The following is a 19,234-nucleotide window of genomic DNA, read 5'->3' on the forward strand; positions in this document are numbered from 1 at the left end:
AGGACAGCCCGACGCCGGACCGCGCGTCCGGTGTCGGGCTCACCCCCTGGCACGTCGGAGGACAAGGCCGCTCCACCTCTGAGAATCCGGCACATTTCGGCGAGGGCAAGGTCACAGCCGATGGACCTGCTGCTCAGCGGAGTGCTGACCTAGCATCTGAGCATGACGGTCCTGCCTGCTGACGGGCTCTCCCTGGCCGCCGAGTTCCCCGATCCCTCGCACGACCAGTGGCAGAGCCTCGTCGAAGGCGTACTGCGCAGGTCCGGCAAGGAAGTCGCGGGCACGGCCGCCGAGGAAGCGCTGTCCACCGCGCTCGGGGACGGGCTCACAGCCCGCCCTCTGTACACCTCCACCGACGCGTCGGCCGACCCCGGTCTGCCCGGCTTCGCGCCCTTCACCCGGGGCAGCAGGGCCACGGGGAACACCGCGGACGGCTGGGACGTGCGCCAGCGCCACGCGCTGGCCGACCCCGTACGCCTGAACGAGGCCGTGCTCGGAGATCTGGAGAACGGCGTCACGTCGCTCTGGCTCTCCGTGGGCGAGCCCGGCGGGGTCCCTGTCTCGGGTCTCGCCCGCGCGCTGGAGGGCGTCCTTCTCGACCTGGCGCCCGTCGTGCTCGACGCGGGCTCCGATCCGGGGCCCGCGGTAAGGGAGTTGCTCGGTCTCTACGAGGCCAGGGGGATCGCGAAGGAGGCCGCACGCGGCACCCTCGGGGTGGATCCGCTCGGGCAGGCCGCGCGTACGGGCACGGAGCCCGCCCTGACCGACGCCGTCCACTTCGCGCGGCTGTGCTCCCGCGAGTACCCAGGGCTGCGCGCCCTGGCCGTGGACGCGCTGCCGTACCACGAGGCCGGCGGTTCCGCCGCCGAGGAGCTGGGGCTCTCGCTGGCCACCGGCGTCGCCTATCTGAGGGCGCTGACCGGGGCGGGGCTCTCCGTCGAGGAGGCCTGCGCCCAGCTGGAGTTCCGCTACGCCGCGACCGCCGACCAGTTCCTGACGATCGCGAAGTTCCGGGCGGCGCGCCGCCTGTGGGCCCGTGTCGCCGAGGCCTGCGGGGCCCCGGATGCGGGCGCACAGCGGCAGCACGCCGTGACCTCGCCGGTGATGATGACCCGCCGTGACCCCTGGGTGAACATGCTGCGTACGACGCTGGCCTGTCTGGGCGCGGGCGTCGGCGGAGCGGAGTCCGTCACCGTGCTGCCGTTCGATCACGTCCTGGGCCTGCCGGACGCGTTCGCCCGGCGGATCGCCCGCAACACCTCGACGATCCTGATGGAGGAGTCCCACCTCGCCAGGGTGACGGACCCGGCGGGTGGTTCCTGGTACGTGGAGCGGCTCACGGAGGAACTCGCCGCAGCAGCCTGGGCGTTCTTCCAGGAGATCGAGCGGGCGGGCGGTCAGGCGGCCGCGTTGCGCTCCGGCATGGTCCGGGAGCGGCTCGCCGCCACCTGGGCGGCCCGGAGCAAGGACCTGGCACGGCGCAAGGAGCCGGTGACCGGTGTCAGCGAGTTCCCGGATCTCGCGGAGCGGCCCGTGGAGCGCGAGTCGGTACCCGCGACCGTGCCGGACGGCGGGCTGCCCAGGGTCCGGCGCGACGAGGCGTTCGAGGCGCTGCGGGCAAGGTCGGACCAGCACCTGGCCTCCACCGGAAGCCGTCCCAAGGTCTTCCTCGCCGCACTGGGACCGGCGGCGGTGCACACCGCGCGGGCCTCCTTCGCGGCGAACCTCTTCCTGTCGGGCGGCATCGAAACCGTCCACGCCCCTGCCTCGGTGGACGCGTCGACCGCTGCCGCCGCCTTCAAGGCCAGCGGGGCGTCAGTCGCCTGCCTGTGCTCCACGGACACGCTCTACGCCGAGCAGGCCGACTCCGTCGCCGCGGCCCTCCGGGGAGCAGGAGCGGAACGGATCTTCCTCGCGGGGCGGCCGGGCGAGTACCCCGGTGCCGACGTCCACGTGTTCGCCGGCTGCGACGTGATCGCCGTCCTCTCCTCCGAACTCGACCGCATGGGAGTGGCGTGATGCAGACCCCCGGGACCGACGGGTCCCCCCTGAACCCCGTGCCGGACTTCTCCGACGTCGCCCTGACCGGGGGGTCACCCGCGGAGGCCTCCGAGGACCGCTGGCAGGCAGCGGTGAAGGAGTCGTCCGGCCGTTCCGAGGACGAACTGCTCTGGGAGACCCCGGAGGGCATCGAGGTCAAACCGCTGTACACCGGACAGGACCTGGAGGGGCTCGACTTCCTCGACACCCGTCCGGGCATCGCGCCGTATCTGCGCGGTCCGTACCCGACGATGTACGTCAACCAGCCCTGGACGATCCGTCAGTACGCCGGATTCTCCACGGCCGAGGAGTCCAACGCCTTCTACCGGCGCAATCTCGCGGCCGGACAGAAGGGGCTCTCCATCGCCTTCGACCTGCCCACCCACCGCGGGTACGACAGTGACCACCCCCGGGTGACGGGCGACGTCGGCATGGCCGGTGTCGCGATCGACTCGATCTACGACATGCGCCAGCTCTTCGACGGCATCCCGCTGGACAAGATGTCGGTCTCCATGACCATGAACGGCGCCGTGCTCCCCGTGCTCGCGCTGTACATCGTGGCCGCGGAGGAACAGGGCGTACCGCCGGAGAAGCTGGCCGGGACCATCCAGAACGACATCCTCAAGGAGTTCATGGTCCGCAACACCTACATCTATCCGCCCGGCCCCTCGATGCGGATCATCTCCGACATCTTCGCGTTCACCTCGCAGAAGATGCCCCGCTACAACTCCATCTCCATCTCCGGCTACCACATCCAGGAAGCCGGAGCCACGGCCGACCTGGAGCTCGCCTACACCCTGGCCGACGGGGTGGAGTACCTGCGGGCCGGGCAGGAAGCGGGCCTGGACGTCGACGCGTTCGCCCCCCGCCTGTCGTTCTTCTGGGCGATCGGCATGAACTTCTTCATGGAGATCGCGAAGCTCCGTGCCGCCCGGCTGCTGTGGGCGAAGCTGGTGAAGCAGTTCGACCCGAAGAACTCCAAGTCACTCTCGCTGCGCACCCATTCGCAGACATCCGGCTGGTCGCTGACCGCGCAGGACGTGTTCAACAACGTCACGCGCACCTGTGTCGAGGCGATGGCCGCCACCCAGGGTCACACCCAGTCGCTGCACACCAACGCCCTTGACGAGGCCCTCGCCCTGCCGACCGACTTCTCGGCGCGGATCGCCCGCAACACCCAGCTCCTGCTCCAGCAGGAGTCCGGCACGACACGTGTGATCGACCCCTGGGGCGGCAGCGCCTACGTCGAGCGGCTGACGCACGACCTGGCGCAGCGGGCCTGGCAGCACATCGAGGAGGTCGAAGCAGCCGGCGGCATGGCCAAGGCCATCGACGCGGGCATCCCCAAGCTCCGCATCGAGGAGGCCGCCGCACGTACGCAGGCCCGCATCGACGCCGGGCGCCAGCCCGTCATCGGGGTGAACAAGTACCGGGTGGAGACCGACGAGAAGATCGACGTCCTCAAGGTCGACAACTCCTCCGTGCGCACCCAGCAGGTCGAGAAGCTGCGCCGGCTGCGCGCGGAGCGCGACGAGGCGGCCTGCCAGGACGCGCTGCGCGCGCTGACCGCCGCGGCGGAGCGCGACCCGGGTCCGGACCTGGAGGGCAACCTGCTGGCGCTGGCCGTAGGCGCGGCCCGGGCGATGGCCACGGTCGGGGAGATCTCGGACGCCCTGGAGAAGGTGTACGGCAGGCACGCGGGCCAGATCCGTACGATCTCCGGTGTGTACCGCAAAGAGGCAGGGGAGTCACCGTCCGTGGACCGCACCCGCGCGCTCGTCGACGCCTTCGAGGAAGCCGAGGGCCGGCGCCCGCGCATCCTCGTCGCCAAGATGGGCCAGGACGGACACGACCGCGGCCAGAAGGTGATCGCGACGGCCTTCGCCGACCTGGGCTTCGACGTCGACGTCGGTCCGCTCTTCCAGACGCCGGGCGAGGTGGCCCGCCAGGCCGTCGAGGCCGACGTGCACATCGTGGGCGTGTCGTCCCTCGCCGCCGGCCACCTCACCCTCGTGCCCGCGCTGCGCGAGGAACTGGCCGCCGAGGGCCGGGAGGACATCATGATCGTGGTGGGCGGGGTGATTCCGCCCCAGGACATCGAGGCGCTGCACGAGGCGGGCGCCGCGGCCGTGTTCCCGCCCGGCACGGTGATCCCCGACGCCGCCCACGACCTGGTCGCGCGGCTCGCCTCCGCGCTCGGCCACGAGCTGTGAGCCGCTGACGGTGGCCGTGAACATCGACATCGACGCCTACGTCAAAGGCGTGCTCGACGGGAAGCGGTCGTTCGTCGCGCGTGCGATCACTCTCGTGGAGTCGTCCCGGCCCGACCACCGGGTCCTGGCCCAGCGGCTGCTGAGCGAGCTGCTGCCGCACGCGGGGCGGGCCAGGCGCGTCGGGATCAGCGGGGTGCCGGGCGTGGGGAAGTCCACGTTCATCGACGCGCTCGGCACTCTGCTGACGGGTCTCGGGCACCGGGTCGCGGTGCTGGCGGTGGACCCGTCCTCCAGCCGCACGGGCGGTTCGATCCTGGGTGACAAGACCCGGATGGAGCGGCTGGCGGTGGACGCGCGTGCCTTCGTACGCCCCTCCCCCACGGCGGGGACCCTGGGCGGGGTGGCCAAGGCCACCCGGGAGTCCGTCGTCGTGATGGAGGCGGCCGGTTACGACGTGGTGCTGGTGGAGACGGTGGGCGTCGGGCAGTCGGAGACGGCTGTCGCCAACATGGTCGACACCTTCCTCCTGCTCACGCTGGCCCGGACCGGCGACCAACTGCAGGGCATCAAGAAGGGGGTCCTGGAGCTGGCCGACGTGATCGCGGTCAACAAGGCCGACGGACCCCACGAACGCGACGCCCGCTCCGCGGCCCGCGAACTGTCGGGAGCGCTGCGGCTGATGCACCCCGTGGACGCCGCCTGGACTCCCCCGGTGCTGACCTGCAGCGCCAGGGAATCCACCGGTCTGGACACGCTGTGGGAGCGGCTGGAGCAGCACCGCACCGTCCTGGAGTCCACCGGGCGGCTGTCGGCCAAGCGCCGTGACCAGCAGGTGGACTGGACCTGGTCGATGGTCCGCGACGAGCTGCTCGACAGCCTGCGCGGCCATCCGGCGGTGCGCACGCTCGCTCCGGAGCTCGAACAGCGCGTTCGTGAGGGCGGGTTGACGGCCACGCTCGCCGCCGAGCAGATCCTCCGGGCGTTCCGAGGGACCGGCTGAGGGCGGATCGCACGACGGGCCGGGCACCGCCTCCGGCCGCGGGGCGGGGCGGGCCGGGGCCAGGCATCCCAGCGCCGGAGAAGCCGGACGGCGTGAGCGGCCTCCGCCGCCTTGCCGGAGGATTCGGCGGCGGAGGCCCCGGCGGCCGGCCGGTCGGCGCGTCGTCGACCCGCGCCTCGTCCTTTCGCGGTCGCGCGGCGGGGCCGGCCGCACGGCCGGTACACGGGTGAGCAGGGGACGCGCTCTCCGAGCACGCGGACGATGACGGCCCGCCCGGTCGCCGGTCGCAGGCGGCCTTCACCATGAGCGCGGGCGGGTCACCCGGCCGATCAACGGCCGGGTGACGCCCTTCGGTGCTCTCGACGGCGTCATCGGACGCCGCCGCCCGGGACCGCCCGTCGGGCACAGCCCCGCCGCAGAGCGCTGAGTTCCGGCCCGGGAGCTCGCCCCCTTCCCCTCCGATGCCATGCGTGGTACGGTCCCATCAGCATTCGTGAACGCCCGCATCGGGCGCCGATGCTTCTCCTCAGCTGTTGCGCCGTCCTTCGACGACCGGCAATCCAGCTCCTCGCACCACCTCTTCCGTCCGGTCCGGGCTTCTTCCGCCCGTCGCACGAGGCGTGATTCCACCGCCTCGCCTTCTCCGGACCCCTCATTCGCCATGTCCGCGAAAGGACCCGCCATGACCAGCACACTCGAACGCCCTGTGGCCCGGCAGGACCAGCCCGTCCGCACCGCAGGTGTCCTCGACACCACGAACAACGGGCACGGCGTCCTGCGCGCCGACGGTGGCCACCCGTCCGCCCACGACATCCAGGTTTCACCCGCGCTGATCCGCCGCTTCGGCCTTCGCAAGGGCGATGTCGTCCAGGGGACCGGCGAGCGGCCGCGTGTCCTGTCCGCCGTCGAGTCGGTCAACGGCCGGCCGGCGCACGAGCTCCGGGGCCGTCCGCACTTCCGTGACCTCACTCCGCTGCACCCCCGGGAGCGGCTGCGCCTGGAGACACCCGGCGGTGGGCCGGGCCCGCGGATCATCGATCTGGTCTCCCCCGTGGGCAAGGGCCAGCGAGGGCTGATCGTCGCACCTCCCAAGACCGGCAAGACCGTGCTGCTGCAGCAGATCGCGGCGGCGGTCGCCGCCAATCACCCCGAGTGCCACCTGATGGTGGTCCTTCTGGACGAACGCCCCGAGGAAGTCACCGACATGCGCCGCTCCGTGCGGGGCGAGGTGTACTCCTCCACGTTCGACCGGCCCGCCAAGTAGCACGTCGCGCTCGCCGAACTCGCCCTGGAACGCGCCAAGCGCCTGGTCGAGCAGGGCCAGGACGTCGTGGTCCTGCTGGATTCCCTCACCCGGCTGTGCCGAGCCCACAACAACAGCGCCGGGGCCGGCGGACGGACGCTGAGCGGCGGCGTGGACGCGGCGGCGCTCACCGGCCCCAAGAAGCTGTTCGGGGCGGCCCGGCTGGCCGAGGAGGGCGGTTCCCTCACCATCCTGGCGACCGTCCTGGTGGACACCGGCTCGCGCGCCGACGACTACTTCTTCGAGGAGCTCAAGGGCACGGGCAACATGGAGCTCCGCCTCGACAGGGCGCTGGCGGACCGGCGCGTCTTCCCCGCCGTCGACATCACCCCCTCCGGCACCCGCCGCGAGGAACTCCTGCAGCCCGCGGCTGAACTGGCCGCCGTACGAGGGCTGAGGCGGGCCCTGCGGTCGAGGGACGGGCAGGCCGCGCTCGAGGCGCTGCTCGACAGGATCCGCAGGACCCCCGACAACGCCGCCTTCATCCGGCAGGTCCATCGGACCGTGCCCGAGGCGTGACCGCTGCCGCACCGGTGAGCCGTCACGGGGGAGGGCGGGCCGGGAGATCCCGGCCCGCCCTCCCCCGGCCGTTCAGCCCGTGGCGCCCAGCGCGTCGGAGACCAGGGACCGCGCCTCCGCCTGGACCCTGGCCAGGTGATCGGCCCCCTGGAAGCTCTCCGCGTACACCTTGTACACGTCCTCCGTGCCGGAGGGGCGGGCCGCGAACCAGGCACTGTCGGTGCAGACCTTGAGCCCTCCGATCGCGGCGCCGTTGCCCGGTGCCTCGGTGAGCACGGCGGTGATCGGCTCCCCGGCCAGCGTGTCCGCCGTGACCTGCTCCGGCGAGAGCCTGGCCAGCACCGCCTTCTGCTCCCGGGTCGCGGGGGCGTCGATCCGGGCGTAGGCCGGATCGCCGAACCTGGCGGTGAGTTCGCCGTAGTGCTGGGAGGGGGTCGAGCCCGTGACGGCCGTGATCTCCGAGGCCAGCAGGGCCAGCAGGATGCCGTCCTTGTCGGTGGTCCACACCCGGCCGTCACGGCGCAGGAACGACGCTCCGGCGGACTCCTCACCGCCGAAGCCGAGGGTCCCGCCGAACAGCCCGTCGACGAACCACTTGAAGCCCACCGGCACCTCCACCAGCCTGCGCCCGAGGTCCTCGGCCACCCGGTCGATCATGGACGAGGAGACCAGGGTCTTCCCGATGCCCGTACCGGCGGGCCAGCCCTCCCGGTGGGAGCAGAGGTAGCGGATCGCCACGGCCAGGTAGTGGTTGGGGTTCATGAGTCCGCCGTCGGGCGTGACGATGCCGTGCCGGTCGGCGTCGGCGTCGTTGCCGGTGGCGATGGTGTACGCGTCGCGCTGCTCGATCAGGGACGCCATGGCGTACGGCGAGGAGCAGTCCATCCGGATCTTCCCGTCCCAGTCCAGCGTCATGAAACGCCAGGTGGGGTCCGCCAGGGGATTGACCACCGTGAGGTCGAGCCGGTGGCGCTCGGCGATCCGGCCCCAGTACCCGACGGAAGCCCCGCCCAGGGGGTCCGCGCCGATACGGATGCCGGCGTCGCGTACGGCGTCCAGGTCGAGGACCGCGGGGAGGTCGTCGACGTAGCCGGTGAGGAAGTCGTACCGGCCGGTGCCGTCCGCGGCGAGCGCACGGGCGTAGGGGATCCTCCGGACCTCCTTCAGCCCGCCCTCGATCAGGGCGTTGGCCCGGTCCTGGATCCAGGAGGTGGCGTCCGAACCGGCCGGACCGCCGTGCGGCGGGTTGTACTTGAAGCCGCCGTCGGCGGGCGGGTTGTGCGACGGGGTGACGACGATCCCGTCGGCGAGACCTGCCGTGCGGTCCCGGTTGTAGGTGAGAATCGCGTGCGAGACGGCCGGGGTGGGGGTGTATCCGTCCTCGGCGTCGATCAGGACGGTGGCGCCGTTGGCCGCCAGTACCTCCACGGCCGTGATCCGGGCGGGCTCGGACAGCGCATGGGTGTCGGCACCCAGGAACAGCGGCCCGTCGGTGCCCTGCCGGGTGCGGTAGTCGCAGATGGCCTGGGTGGTGGCGGCGATGTGGTCGTCGTTGAAGGCGGCCGCGAGCGCCGATCCGCGGTGGCCCGAGGTGCCGAACGCCACGCGCTGTCCGGGCTCGGCCGGATCGGGGTGCACCGTGTAATAGGCCGTCACCAGCTTCGCCACGTCCACCAGGTCTCCGGGCTGCGCCGGCTGACCGGCCCGTTCGTGAACCATCGCTGTCTCCTCTGTCCTCATCGGCCGCTCGGTGACCGCCACAGGGCGGACGATCATCACGAGTCGTACCCGATACTGCCTCGTCGGCGGCGATCCCGGATACGGGCCCCGGAAAGGCAGTGGATCCGGAACACAGCGGATACCGGGGCCGATTCCGGGCGGCCGGCGGGTCCGGGCGGAAAGCGGACCGGGATCCGGGCGGACCGCGGAATACCGCACCCGAACGGCCGAAAGGCTGCGCCAGGAAATTGCGGCGCGCAACTCCGCGAAGGTTTCGGCCCATTACCGTGAGGAGCATCCGGGGGCCTCGGATACGGGCACACACGTACGGCACGGCCATCATGCGGCACGGTCGCGAACAGGGCGCCGATGCCCCGTCTGACACGCCGCAGAGCACTGGTAACCCGAGGTCGGGGGCCTGTCCGCAGGCAATCCATGAGGACACGAACGCGAGTCCTGCGTGTTTTCCCAGGCACGGTCTGCCACAGTGCATTTCGGTTTTACCTACTGATCTCCGCCGCCCTATTCCTTGCCGCCGGTGTATTCCCGAACCGGCTCTTCGAGGCTTGCGAAAGAGAGCCGTGCGTGCTGCAGAAGAGTTGCACCGATGAAAATCGCCTGACCGTCCTTCACCTGGTCCAGCCGGTGGAGGGAGGAGTCGCACGGGTCGTGACCGACCTCGTCGCGGCACAGGTCCGCGCGGGGCTGCGGCCCGTCGTGGCCTGCCCTCCGGACGGACCGCTGGCAGCCGGGGCAGCCACCGCCGGGGCCCGGGTGTGTGTCTGGCCCGCGGAGCGCGCGCCCGGCCCGCGGCTGGGCCGTGAGGTCCTCACGGCGGGCCGCCTCATCCGGGCGTGCGCCCCCGACGTGATCCACGCCCACAGCGCCAAGGCCGGGCTCGCCGGGCGGCTGGCCGTGCGCGGCACGGTCCCCACGGTGTTCCAGCCGCACGCCTGGTCGTTCGAGGCCCTGGAGGGCAGGGCCGCGGGGCTGGCCACGGCGTGGGAGCGGTTCGGGGCGCGGTGGAGCGACCGCATCCTCTGTGTCAGCGAGTCCGAGCGCAGGACCGGGCAGCGCGCGGGCATCACGGCCCGCTGGTCGGTGATCCACAACGGCATCGACCTCGGTCGCTTCCGGCCACCCGGCCGGGACACCGCGGCATCGGCCAGGTCCTCGCTCCCGCTGCCCGACGGGATCCCGGCCGATGCGCCGCTCGTCGTGTGCGTCGGCCGCCTGAGCAGGCAGAAGGGCCAGGACGTGCTGCTGCGGGCCTGGCGGACCGCGGAGGTCGGCGACGCCCGGCTGGTCCTGGTCGGCGACGGGCCGTACGGGGAGGAGCTGCGGCGCGCAGCGCCTGACGGCGTGGTGTTCACGGGGCCGAGCAGCGACGTGCGGCCCTGGATCCACGCGGCGGACCTGCTGGTTCTCCCTTCGCGCTGGGAGGGGATGGCGCTGGCCCCCCTCGAAGCCATGGCGTGCGGCACGCCCGTGCTCCTGACCGATGTGGACGGGGCGAGGGAGAGCCTGCCGCCCGGACACCTGCCCCACTGCCTCGTGCCGCCCGAGGACCCCCCCGCCCTCGCGGCGGCGCTGACCGCGCTGCTCGGCGCCCCCGCACTGCGGGCGGAGCTGGGCCGCACCGCGCAGAGCCGCACCCGGTCGGTCTTCGACGTGACGAGGACCGCTGGAGCGGTCCTGCGCCTCTACCAGGAACTTGTCGGCCAGTCCCGCCCCACGACGAGGAAGCGCACCGAGCGATGACGACGGAGAGTGCACCTGCCCCCCGAGCCGCCCAGGCAACTGCCGTACGGCGTGCGGCTTCCTCGATCCGGCCGCCACGCAGCGGCCGGGAGAGCCCCCCGGCCCCCCGGGCCGCCGGCGGCGTCACACGCGGCCGGGCCCCGGCGGCGCTCATGGCCTCCGACGCGCTGGCGCTCGGACTGGCCGTGGCGCTGGTCGCCCCAGGTCCCTGGCCGCCGGTCGTCGTCCTCGTGCAGGCCGCCGTCCAGTTGCTCCTCCACACCTACCGGGGCCTCTACCGGAGCGGACTGTCCCCGTCCGCCCTGGCGGAGCTGCCCGCGCTGGCCGGACTGGCGGCGGTGCAGTGGTACGTCGTCGCCGAGGCGGTGTCGGCGTACGACCCGCGCCACACCGCCGGCTGGGTGGTGCTCGGCTGCGCGGCCGGCGTCCAGACCCTCGTGGGCTGCGGGTCGAGGGCCGTCGTCCACCGGTCCCGGCTGTGGTCGGCCGCACGCCGTCCGCAGTCCACCCTGGTGGTCGGGGACGGTCCGGTCGCCGACCGGGTGATCGCCGTACTCCAGGATCACCCGCGGTACGGGATGCGTCCGGTCGGCCGGGTGACGGGCGCCGGCACGGACCCGGACGAGGCGGCGGACGCGACACCCGGCGAAGCGCCGCTTCCGGTCCTCGCCTCGGTGCAGGACGCCGGGCGTGCCGTCGTGCAGAACTCCGTACGGCACGCGGTCTTCACGGTCCCGCCCGAGCACGCGGGCGACGGGGAGGAGCTCTTCGCGCTGTTCGCGCGGCACGGGTGCCGGGTGTGGCTGATCACCGATCAGACGGCCGTCGCACGGTGGGGGACCGCGCCCCGCCCGGACCATGTGTGGGGCTTCGCGGCCTACTCGCTGCGTGTCGGACCGGCCCGCCCGGTGGCCCACCGGGTGAAGCGGGGCATGGACGCCGTCCTGGCCGCGACCGCCCTGGTCGCGGCGTCCCCGGTGCTCGCCGCCTGCGCCCTCGCCGTACGCGTCTGCGACGGACCGGGCGTCATCTTCCGTCAGGAGCGCATCGGGGAGTCCGGGCGTCCCTTCGTCCTGCTGAAGTTCCGCACCCTGCGGCCGGCCGACGAGCACGAGTCGGCCACCCGGTGGAACGTGTCGGCCGACGGGCGCATGAGCCGCGCCGGCCGGTTGCTGCGCAGAACCTCTCTCGATGAGCTTCCGCAGCTGTGGAACGTCGTGCGCGGCGACATGAGCCTCGTCGGCCCTCGCCCTGAACGCCCCTATTTCGTACAGCAGTTCAGCCGCATGCACCCGGGTTACCGGATGCGGCACAGGATGCCCGTCGGCATCACGGGACTGGCCCAGGTGCACGGCCTGCGCGGCGACACCTCGATCGAGGACCGCGCCCGGTTCGACAACCGGTACATCGAGACGTGGTCGCTGTGGCAGGACCTGTGCGTGCTGGTGCGCACGGCCGGCTCGGTGTTCCGGCTCGGAGGCAGCTGAACCGTGACCCTCACCGTGACCGCGGCGCCCGCCGCCCCGACCTCCCTCGAGCAGGAGCCCCCGCGGGGGTGGGGCCACCGGTGGCCCCTGCTCCCACTGATCGCGGCGGTCCTGCTCGTGGCCGTCCCGGGCGACGGGAGCGGGGCCGGCGCCCTGTTCGGCGTTCCGGCGGCCGACCTCCTCTCGGGCGTCGCCGTGCTCGTCTGCGCGGGTGTCCTGCTGTTCCTGCGGCGGCGTCCCCTCACTCCGGCGGCGGCGCTCGTGCTGGGCCTGCCGGCGGTTGGCCTGGCCCTGGCCACGGTCACCGCCGCGGACCCGGTGGCGGCCCTGCCGGGATTCGTGCGGTACCTGCAGATCTTCGTCCTGGTGCCGGCCGTCGTCCTCCTCCTGGTCCGGGACGCCCAGGGGTTCCGGGCCGTAGCGGGTGCGCTCGTCCTGCTGGGCGTCGTCGAGGGCGCGACAGGCGTCCACCAGTACGTCACGGGCTCCGGCGCCTCGTACATGGGTGAGGAGATCCGCGCCGTCGGCACGTTCGGCCCCGGCGATGTGATGGGGATGGCCACGGTCGTCGGCTACGGTCTGATCGCTGCCGCGGCGTTCGCGCTCCGCACCCCCGCCGGCACACCTCGCCGGCTGAGGGCGTGGGCTCCCGTGACCGCCGCGCTGCTCGTCGTGCCGCTTGCGCTGTCCTTCAGCCGCGGAGCGTGGATCGCGACGGCGGCGGGAGCCCTCGCCGTGATCGCGCTGACCGGGCTCCGGCAGGCCGTCCGCGCCCTGGCGGTGCTGGGAGCGGCCGGAGTCGTGCTCGTCGGCGGATTCGGCGTCGGGTCCGAGATGATCTCGCAGCGCCTCACCAGCATCACCGAGGTGACCAGTGCGCCCGACCGGTCCGTCAACGACCGCTACACCATGTGGGCCGCCGCCGCGGGCATGTGGCGCGAGCGGCCCGCTACGGGTGTCGGCCTGAAGGGCTTCCCCGCGCACCGCGACGGGCATGCCTCGATCGGGCTCTCCTCCGGCAGCGACACCGAGGGCGCCGGGCAGGAGTTCCGCAAGCAGCCGCTGCTCTCCCCCCACAACATGTATCTGCTCGTACTGAGCGAACAGGGGCTCGTCGGCCTCACCGCGCTGGTGGGCTCGTGGGCGGCGCTCCTGGTCGCGGGGGTGCGCCGGCTCGTGCTCTCACGGGCGCGGGGAGCCGCGGCCGTCGAATGCGGACTCGTCGCCGTCGGGCTGATGACCTGGCAGACGGTCGACTTCCTCTACGCGGACATCGGTGGCCCCTCCACCGTCCTGACCGGGGTCGTGCTCGGCCTCGCCGCGTGGTGGGCGCTTCACGAACCGGAGAGGGCGGGCGCCGCGTGAGCGGGACAGCCACGGGGCGGGCCGTGGAGGAGACGGCAGCGGGAACCTCCGCGCCCGACGCTCCCGTCCGGCCCGGACGCTTCCTGGCCCGGGCGGCGGGCGGCGCCGCGGGACTGACCGTGGTCGCCGCCCTGCTGGGACTCCTCCGGGACCAGGCCATCGCCCGGCTGTTCGGCGCCAGCCATGCCAGCGACGCCTTCCTGATCGCCTGGACCGTGCCGGAGATGGCGGCCACGCTGCTGATCGAGGACGGTATGGCGCTGCTGCTCGTACCGGCGTTCAGTCTGGCGCTCACCCGGCGTGCCGCGGGAGACCACGCGCGGGATCCGGTCCGGGCGCTCGTGGCCGACACCCTCCCCCGGCTGTTCGCCGCGCTGGCCTGCGCGGGCGGCCTGCTGGTGTGGGGCGCCCCCTGGGCCGTGGGCGTCCTCGCCCCCGGACTGGACGATCCGCGGCTCGCGGTGGACTGCACACGCCTGACGGCCGTCACGGTGCTCACCTTCGGCATCACGGGGTACTTCAGCGCGGCGCTGCGGGCCCACGGCCGCTTCCTCGCACCGGCCGGCGTCTACATCGCGTACAACATCGGCATCATCGGCATGACCCTGGCCCTGCACTCCCTCTGGGGGGTGCGCGCCGCGGCCGCGGGGGTCGCCGTCGGCAGTCTGCTGATGATCCTGACCCTGCTGCCCACGTTCCTGCGGCTGATGCCCCGACGGCGCGGGAGGCGGGCGGCCCGGGAGCGGGGTCCCGCCCTCCTCGGTGCCGCGGTCCTGGCGCCGGTCGTCCTCTTCGTGGTGAGCCGTCAGTCCCAGGTCCTCGTCGAGCGGTTCCTCGCCTCGTCCCTGCCGGACGGGGCCATCTCCCACCTCAACTACGCTCAGAAGGTGGCGCAGTTGCCGATGGTGCTGTCCATGATGATCTGCACGGTGACCTTCCCCGTCGTCGCCCGCGCCATGGCGGCCGGGGACGGCGAGGGCGCCCGGCGGCGGGTGGAGCGCGATCTCGCCCTGGCCGGGACCGTGGTGCTGCTCGGCGCCGCGACGGTCCTCGGCTGTGCGCGTCCGATCGTCGAAGTCCTCTTCCAGCGCGGCGCCTTCGACGCGGCGGACACGGCCGCCACCGCCGGTGTGATGCGGGTGTACGCGCTGGGCCTGCTCGGCCACACGCTGGTCGGCGCCCTGTGCCGGCCGTTCTTCTCGGCCGGCCGGCCCACCTGGTACCCGCTCGGCGCGATGGGTGCCGGACTCCTGGTCACGACCGTGGCCGGACTCTTCCTGACCGGCCCGTTCGGCGTCGACGGCATCGCGGCCGCCAACGCCGTCGGCATCAGCACGGCCGCCCTGCTGATGCTCCTGGGGCTGGGCTCACGGGCGGTCGCCGTCCGGACCGGGGCCGTCGTCGCGTCGCTGGCCCGCCCCGTCGCCGCGGCGGCGGTCGCGGCGGCCGCCTGCCGCCTGGCCACGGAGCTGGTGCCGGGGCCGTCGGCGGGTCTGGCGGCCGGCTGCCTCGCCGCCCCCACCGCCTTCGTCCTCACCGGGCTCGCGCTCCGGGCGCCCGAAGCCGTTCACCTGCTGGCACTCATCCGACAGAGGTTCCCCCATGGCCGCTGACACCTCCGCACCCCGTGTCCGTACGCTCCCTCTCCGGTCACGGCCCTGGATCCTGACCTATCACTCGGTCAGCGATCCCACTGACGACCCCTACGGCATCACCGTCTCCGCCGACCGCCTGGACGAGCAGCTGACCTGGCTGCGGCGCCGGGGCCTGACCGGCGTGGGGGTCTCCGCCCTGCTGCGCGGGCGGGCCTCCGGAGAGCGCGGGCTCGTCGGCCTGACGTTCGACGACGGGTACGCCGACTTCCTCGACGAGGCGCTCCCGGTGCTGCTCGCGCACGGCTGCACCGCCACGGTGTTCGTCCTGCCCGGCCGGCCCGGCGGCTCCAACACCTGGGACCCGCTCGGTCCGCGCAGACCCCTGCTGACCGAGGAGGGCATCCGTACCGTCGCCGCCGCGGGCATGGAGGTCGGCTCGCACGGCCTGCTCCACCAGGATCTGACGGCGCTGTCCGACGACGGACTGCGCACGGAGACGCACGAGAGCCGGGACGCGCTGCACCGCATCGTCGGACAGGCTCCGTCCGGCTTCTGCTATCCCTACGGCACGGCCGACCGGCGGGTGGCCGCCTCCGTCCGGGATGCCGGGTACACCTACGGGTGCGCTCTCGTCCCCGGGGCCCTGACGGGACCCCTCGCCCTCCCGCGCACGCACGTCAGCCACGCCGACCGGGGCGCCCGCCTGCGGGCCAAGGAGGTACGGCACCGGTTGCGGTACCGCTCCGCCGGGGCCGGTGAGGCGGGGTGAGGGCACTGCACGTCATCACCGGCCTGGGCGTCGGCGGGGCCGAGCAGCAGTTGCGTCTGCTGCTGCGTCACCTGCCGGTGCGCTGCGACGTCGTGACGCTCACCAACCCGGGGGCGGTCGCGGCGGGCCTGCGCGCCGACGGCGTCCGGGTCCAGGACCTGGGGATGCGGAGCAACCGGGACCTCGGCGCCGTGCCCAGGCTCGCCCGGCTCATCCGCCGCGGCTCGTACGACCTCGTGCACACACACCTCTACCGGGCCTGCGTCTACGGCCGGATCGCGGCGCGTCTCGCCGGGACCACGGTGGTGTCGACGGAGCACTCGCTGGGGCGTGCGGAGATCGAGGGACGCCCGCTCACCCGCGGCACCCGGGAGCTCTACCTGCGCACCGAGCGGCTCGGGGCGGCGACGGTCGCGGTCTCCGAGACCGTCGCGGGCCGGCTGCGCGCCTGGGGCGTGCCGGCCGCCCGGATCCACACCGTGCCCAACGGCATCGACATGACCGCCTTCCGCTTCGACGAAGGGCGACGGCGCTCCACCCGGGCGCTGTTGGGCCTTCCCACCACGGCGTTCGTGGTGGGGGGCGTGGGCAGGCTGGTCCCCGGCAAACGCTTCGACCTGCTGATCCGCGCCGTCGCCGCCCTCCCCGGGGCGTGGCTCGTCCTGGCCGGTGACGGGCCCGAGAGCGAGGCGCTGCGCGCGCTCGCCGCCCGGCTGGGTGTCACCGGCCGGATCCGCTTCCTCGGCGAGTGCGGTGCCGCTGGCGCCGCTCCCGGTATCCCCGAGGTGCTGAGCGCCGTCGACACGTTCGTGTCGGCGTCACGCGAGGAGGCCTTCGGTCTCGCGGTGGTCGAAGCCCTGGCCGCCGGACTGCCCGTGGTGCACGCTGCCTGCCCCGCCATCGAGGACCTGCCCGCGGGGCCCGTGCCGGGCACCACCCGGATCGGTTCCACCTCCGCCGCGGCGGATCCCACGGAGGAACTGACAGCCGCGCTGCGGCACCGCATGGAGAGCGGTGCCCGCAGGCTGCCGCCCCCTCCCGCCGTCGGCCACTACGACATCCGGCTCAGCAGCCGGCGCCTCATGGACGTCTACGCACAGGCCGTCGACGCCACCACAGTCACCCCGACCGAGAGAGCTCACCCATGACCGAGTCGCCCGAGCAGAAGCCGGCCGTCCCCGGACGGTTCCGCAGGCTGCGCCCCGCATCCGTACGGCCCAGTTGGTGGCCCCTGCCCGCCTGCGTCCTGCTCGGAGCCGCCTGCGGGTTCTCGTACGGCATGCTCGCCACGCCCGAGTACGCGGCCACCAGTTACGCCATGGTCACCGCCGGCAAGGACATCGATCCGGCCGCGGCGCTGGGGTACGCGCAGTCGTACGGCCGCCTGGCCACCAGCGACGCCACCCTCACCTACGCCAGGGGCGCCGCCGGGGAGCCGGTGCGCGAACTGCGCACCCATGTGCGGTCCGAGACCTCCCCCGACTCGCCGATGATCGCGGTCACCGGTACGTCGGCGGACCGTGACCGGGCGGCGGACATCGCCAACGCGGTGGCAGAGGCCGTGGTCGTGAGCAGCGGGCACGTCGCCAAGGAGACCGGAGTGAAGCTGATCAAGTTCTCCCACGCCGTGCCGCCCGTCGATCCCGTCTCCCCCTCGACGCCTCTCGGCACGGCCGTGGGCGCGAGCGCGGGCGGTCTGCTCGGCGGGCTGGTCCTCCTCGTCCGCCCCCGCCCCGCGCGCCGGGACGTCACGGCCCAGGTGCCGGGTCCGTCGCAGGGCGGTTCCGCCGACGACCGGGAGCTCGTGCGATGAACACCGATCGTCGTGGACGGCTGACCGTCACCCTCTGCCGGGACCTGCCGGACTTCGCGGACCTCGCCGCGGAGTGGGACGCGCTGCACCGCCGCTGCCCCACCGCCACACCGTTCCAGAGCCACGCCTGGCTCCACTCGTGGTGGCTCTCCTACGGCGCCTCCGGCCGGCTCCGGGTGCTCCTGGCGCGCCGGGACGGGCGTCTGATCGGCGCGGCGCCGCTGATGCTCGTCCACCGTCCGATGCCTCTGCTGGTGCCGATGGGCGGTGCGATCTCCGACTACTCCGACATCCTGGTGGACGGCGAGGACTCCGCGGCTGCCGTCACCGCGCTGGAGCGCGGGCTGAACCGCGCGGCCGCCCACACCGTCGTGGACCTGCGCGAGGTACGGCCCGGCGCCTCGGCCAACCTGTTGTTCGAGGCCTGGTCCGGGGCCCGGAGCAGCCTCACGGACTCGACCTGCATGGAACTGCCCGCCGAGCCGATCGAGTCCCTCATCGGCCGGATGACAGGTTCCCGCGCGCAGCGGACGCGAGCCAAGCTGCGCAAGATCGACACGCTGGGCGTCGAGTGCCGCCCGGCGCCGGTCCACCGGGTGGCGGGGGCGATCGGCAACCTGCTGCGGCTGCACGAACTCCAGTGGCTCGGCAGGGGGGTCAACCCGGAGCACCTGCGGCCCCGCTTCTGCGCCCATCTGGTGCGATCCACCCGCCGTATGGTCCGCGACGGCGAGGCCACCGTCAGGGAGTACGTCCTCGACGGGGAGGTGGTGGCGGCCGACCTGTCGTTCCGGTCGGCCCGGCTGACGGGAGGCTATCTCTACGGCATCGATCCCCGGCTTCGGGAGAGGAAGGTGGACGTCTCCTCCATGCTGCTCCGTGAGATCGCTCGCGAGGCCGGGGGGCTGGACCACGGTGTGCTGAGTCTGCTGCGCGGCTCGGAGGAGTACAAGAACCACTGGGGTCCGGTACCGGTCGTCAACCAGCGCCTGCTGCTGGCCCGCTCCGGACTGGAGCCCTTGCTGCGGCTGCGCGAGGCCCAGGTGGCCGTGCGGGACCGGGCGGCGGAGACGGTGAAGTCCCGCTTTCCCGCCGCGCGGGACTGGCGCGGCCGGCTGAACGGGCTCCCGGCGGCCGGCCGCGCCCTGATCGGCCTGAGTTGAGCCAAGATGATGACTTTTGCGCCGATCCGTTACCGCCTGACGACTACCGCGTTGTCAGTGCACACCGGCCGCAGCACGGCGGCCGGTCCCGAACCTCGCAAGGAGAACTGATGTCGCGTATCTCGAAGGTGGCCGCTGTCATGGCAGGTACCGGTGCCCTGGTCGCCGGCGGCGCCGGCATGGCCACCGCCGACGCCGGTGCGGGGGCCGTCGCCTCTCACTCCCCCGGTGTCCTTTCGGGCAACGTGGTCCAGGTGCCGGTCCACATCCCGGTCAACGTGTGCGGCAACACGGTCAACGTGATCGCTCTGCTGAACCCGTCGTTCGGCAACACGTGCGCGAACGTGTCGGACAGCCACGCGGAGAAGCACGAGGACAAGGGCGAGTACGGCTACGGCCACTGATCTCCCCCGCCGTACCTCCCGGGCCTCCTCTCCCCGCCTCCGGGCGGGGAGAGGAGGCCCGGTCCCGTTCCGGGGCGGCAGGC

General features: G+C 73.1%; 13 protein-coding genes and 1 pseudogene. 13 read left to right on the top strand and 1 reads right to left on the bottom strand.

The genetic code is table 11. The features are described from left to right. Positions 1-162: 162 nt before the first annotated feature. The 4 genes and pseudogenes from mutA to rho all read left to right on the top strand — a co-directional run bounded on the left by mutA (position 163) and on the right by rho (position 7,075). Positions 163-2,019, top strand: a complete 1,857-nt coding sequence (gene mutA, locus ACIRJR_RS14940; protein ID WP_403779370.1) for a methylmalonyl-CoA mutase small subunit — start codon at positions 163-165, stop codon at positions 2,017-2,019. Further along, a complete protein-coding gene (gene scpA, locus ACIRJR_RS14945; RefSeq protein ID WP_403779374.1) occupies positions 2,019-4,253 on the top strand; it encodes a methylmalonyl-CoA mutase in 2,235 nt (744 codons plus the stop codon). Before mutA ends, scpA begins: the two co-directional genes overlap by 1 nt. A gap of 10 nt (positions 4,254-4,263) precedes the next feature. Next, positions 4,264-5,253 (top strand): methylmalonyl Co-A mutase-associated GTPase MeaB, encoded by a 990-nt coding sequence (gene meaB / locus ACIRJR_RS14950; protein WP_403779377.1) that lies wholly within the window; start codon positions 4,264-4,266, stop codon positions 5,251-5,253. A 682-nt stretch (positions 5,254-5,935) separates the two neighbouring features. Beyond that, positions 5,936-7,075 (top strand): annotated as a pseudogene (gene rho, locus ACIRJR_RS14955) (transcription termination factor Rho). A gap of 72 nt (positions 7,076-7,147) precedes the next feature. Here the strand turns inward: rho and pgm are convergent. Next, entirely contained in the window at positions 7,148-8,794 is a 1,647-nt protein-coding gene (pgm, locus tag ACIRJR_RS14960; protein ID WP_403779380.1) for a phosphoglucomutase (alpha-D-glucose-1,6-bisphosphate-dependent), read from the bottom strand. Positions 8,795-9,379: 585 nt separating this feature from the next. On the opposite strand from pgm, the gene ACIRJR_RS14965 reads away from it, so the two are divergent. The 9 genes from ACIRJR_RS14965 to ACIRJR_RS15005 all read left to right on the top strand — a co-directional run bounded on the left by ACIRJR_RS14965 (position 9,380) and on the right by ACIRJR_RS15005 (position 19,151). Further along, complete coding sequence (locus tag ACIRJR_RS14965; protein ID WP_403779384.1) at positions 9,380-10,555, top strand: glycosyltransferase family 4 protein; 1,176 nt, start codon at positions 9,380-9,382, stop codon at positions 10,553-10,555. Then, positions 10,552-12,042, top strand: a complete 1,491-nt coding sequence (locus ACIRJR_RS14970) for a sugar transferase (RefSeq protein ID WP_403779387.1) — start codon at positions 10,552-10,554, stop codon at positions 12,040-12,042. The genes ACIRJR_RS14965 and ACIRJR_RS14970 overlap by 4 nt, the downstream gene beginning before the upstream one ends. A gap of 3 nt (positions 12,043-12,045) precedes the next feature. Beyond that, positions 12,046-13,407 (top strand): O-antigen ligase family protein, encoded by a 1,362-nt coding sequence (locus ACIRJR_RS14975; RefSeq protein WP_403779390.1) that lies wholly within the window; start codon positions 12,046-12,048, stop codon positions 13,405-13,407. Beyond that, on the top strand, positions 13,404-15,020 hold the full coding sequence (locus ACIRJR_RS14980) for a lipid II flippase MurJ (protein WP_403779393.1): 1,617 nt from the start codon (positions 13,404-13,406) through the stop codon (positions 15,018-15,020). The genes ACIRJR_RS14975 and ACIRJR_RS14980 overlap by 4 nt, the downstream gene beginning before the upstream one ends. Further along, positions 15,010-15,771, top strand: coding sequence for a polysaccharide deacetylase family protein (locus ACIRJR_RS14985; protein WP_403779396.1), 762 nt, complete (start codon positions 15,010-15,012; stop codon positions 15,769-15,771). The genes ACIRJR_RS14980 and ACIRJR_RS14985 overlap by 11 nt, the downstream gene beginning before the upstream one ends. Then, positions 15,768-16,919 (top strand): glycosyltransferase, encoded by a 1,152-nt coding sequence (locus tag ACIRJR_RS14990; protein WP_403779399.1) that lies wholly within the window; start codon positions 15,768-15,770, stop codon positions 16,917-16,919. Before ACIRJR_RS14985 ends, ACIRJR_RS14990 begins: the two co-directional genes overlap by 4 nt. Beyond that, positions 16,916-17,584, top strand: coding sequence for a lipopolysaccharide biosynthesis protein (locus ACIRJR_RS14995; protein ID WP_403779402.1), 669 nt, complete (start codon positions 16,916-16,918; stop codon positions 17,582-17,584). Before ACIRJR_RS14990 ends, ACIRJR_RS14995 begins: the two co-directional genes overlap by 4 nt. Next, positions 17,581-18,747 (top strand): GNAT family N-acetyltransferase, encoded by a 1,167-nt coding sequence (locus ACIRJR_RS15000; RefSeq protein WP_403779405.1) that lies wholly within the window; start codon positions 17,581-17,583, stop codon positions 18,745-18,747. The genes ACIRJR_RS14995 and ACIRJR_RS15000 overlap by 4 nt, the downstream gene beginning before the upstream one ends. 110 nt (positions 18,748-18,857) lie before the next feature. Beyond that, on the top strand, positions 18,858-19,151 hold the full coding sequence (locus ACIRJR_RS15005; protein ID WP_403779408.1) for a chaplin: 294 nt from the start codon (positions 18,858-18,860) through the stop codon (positions 19,149-19,151). Positions 19,152-19,234: the final 83 nt, after the last annotated feature.

Origin of the sequence: Streptomyces sp. NPDC102402, from assembly GCF_044765765.1 — a bacterium.
Lineage (GTDB): Bacteria > Actinomycetota > Actinomycetes > Streptomycetales > Streptomycetaceae > Streptomyces.

Excerpts from the sequence above, each read along its gene's own strand:
- pgm (WP_403779380.1), bottom strand. The coding sequence starts at position 8,794 with ATGGTTCACGAACGGGCCGGTCAGCCGGCGCAGCCCGGAGACCTGGTG.
- ACIRJR_RS14970 (WP_403779387.1), top strand. The coding sequence starts at position 10,552 with ATGACGACGGAGAGTGCACCTGCCCCCCGAGCCGCCCAGGCAACTGCC.
- scpA (WP_403779374.1), top strand. The coding sequence starts at position 2,019 with ATGCAGACCCCCGGGACCGACGGGTCCCCCCTGAACCCCGTGCCGGAC.
- mutA (WP_403779370.1), top strand. The coding sequence starts at position 163 with ATGACGGTCCTGCCTGCTGACGGGCTCTCCCTGGCCGCCGAGTTCCCC.
- ACIRJR_RS15000 (WP_403779405.1), top strand. The coding sequence starts at position 17,581 with ATGAACACCGATCGTCGTGGACGGCTGACCGTCACCCTCTGCCGGGAC.
- ACIRJR_RS14985 (WP_403779396.1), top strand. The coding sequence starts at position 15,010 with ATGGCCGCTGACACCTCCGCACCCCGTGTCCGTACGCTCCCTCTCCGG.
- ACIRJR_RS14995 (WP_403779402.1), top strand. The coding sequence starts at position 16,916 with ATGACCGAGTCGCCCGAGCAGAAGCCGGCCGTCCCCGGACGGTTCCGC.
- ACIRJR_RS15005 (WP_403779408.1), top strand. The coding sequence starts at position 18,858 with ATGTCGCGTATCTCGAAGGTGGCCGCTGTCATGGCAGGTACCGGTGCC.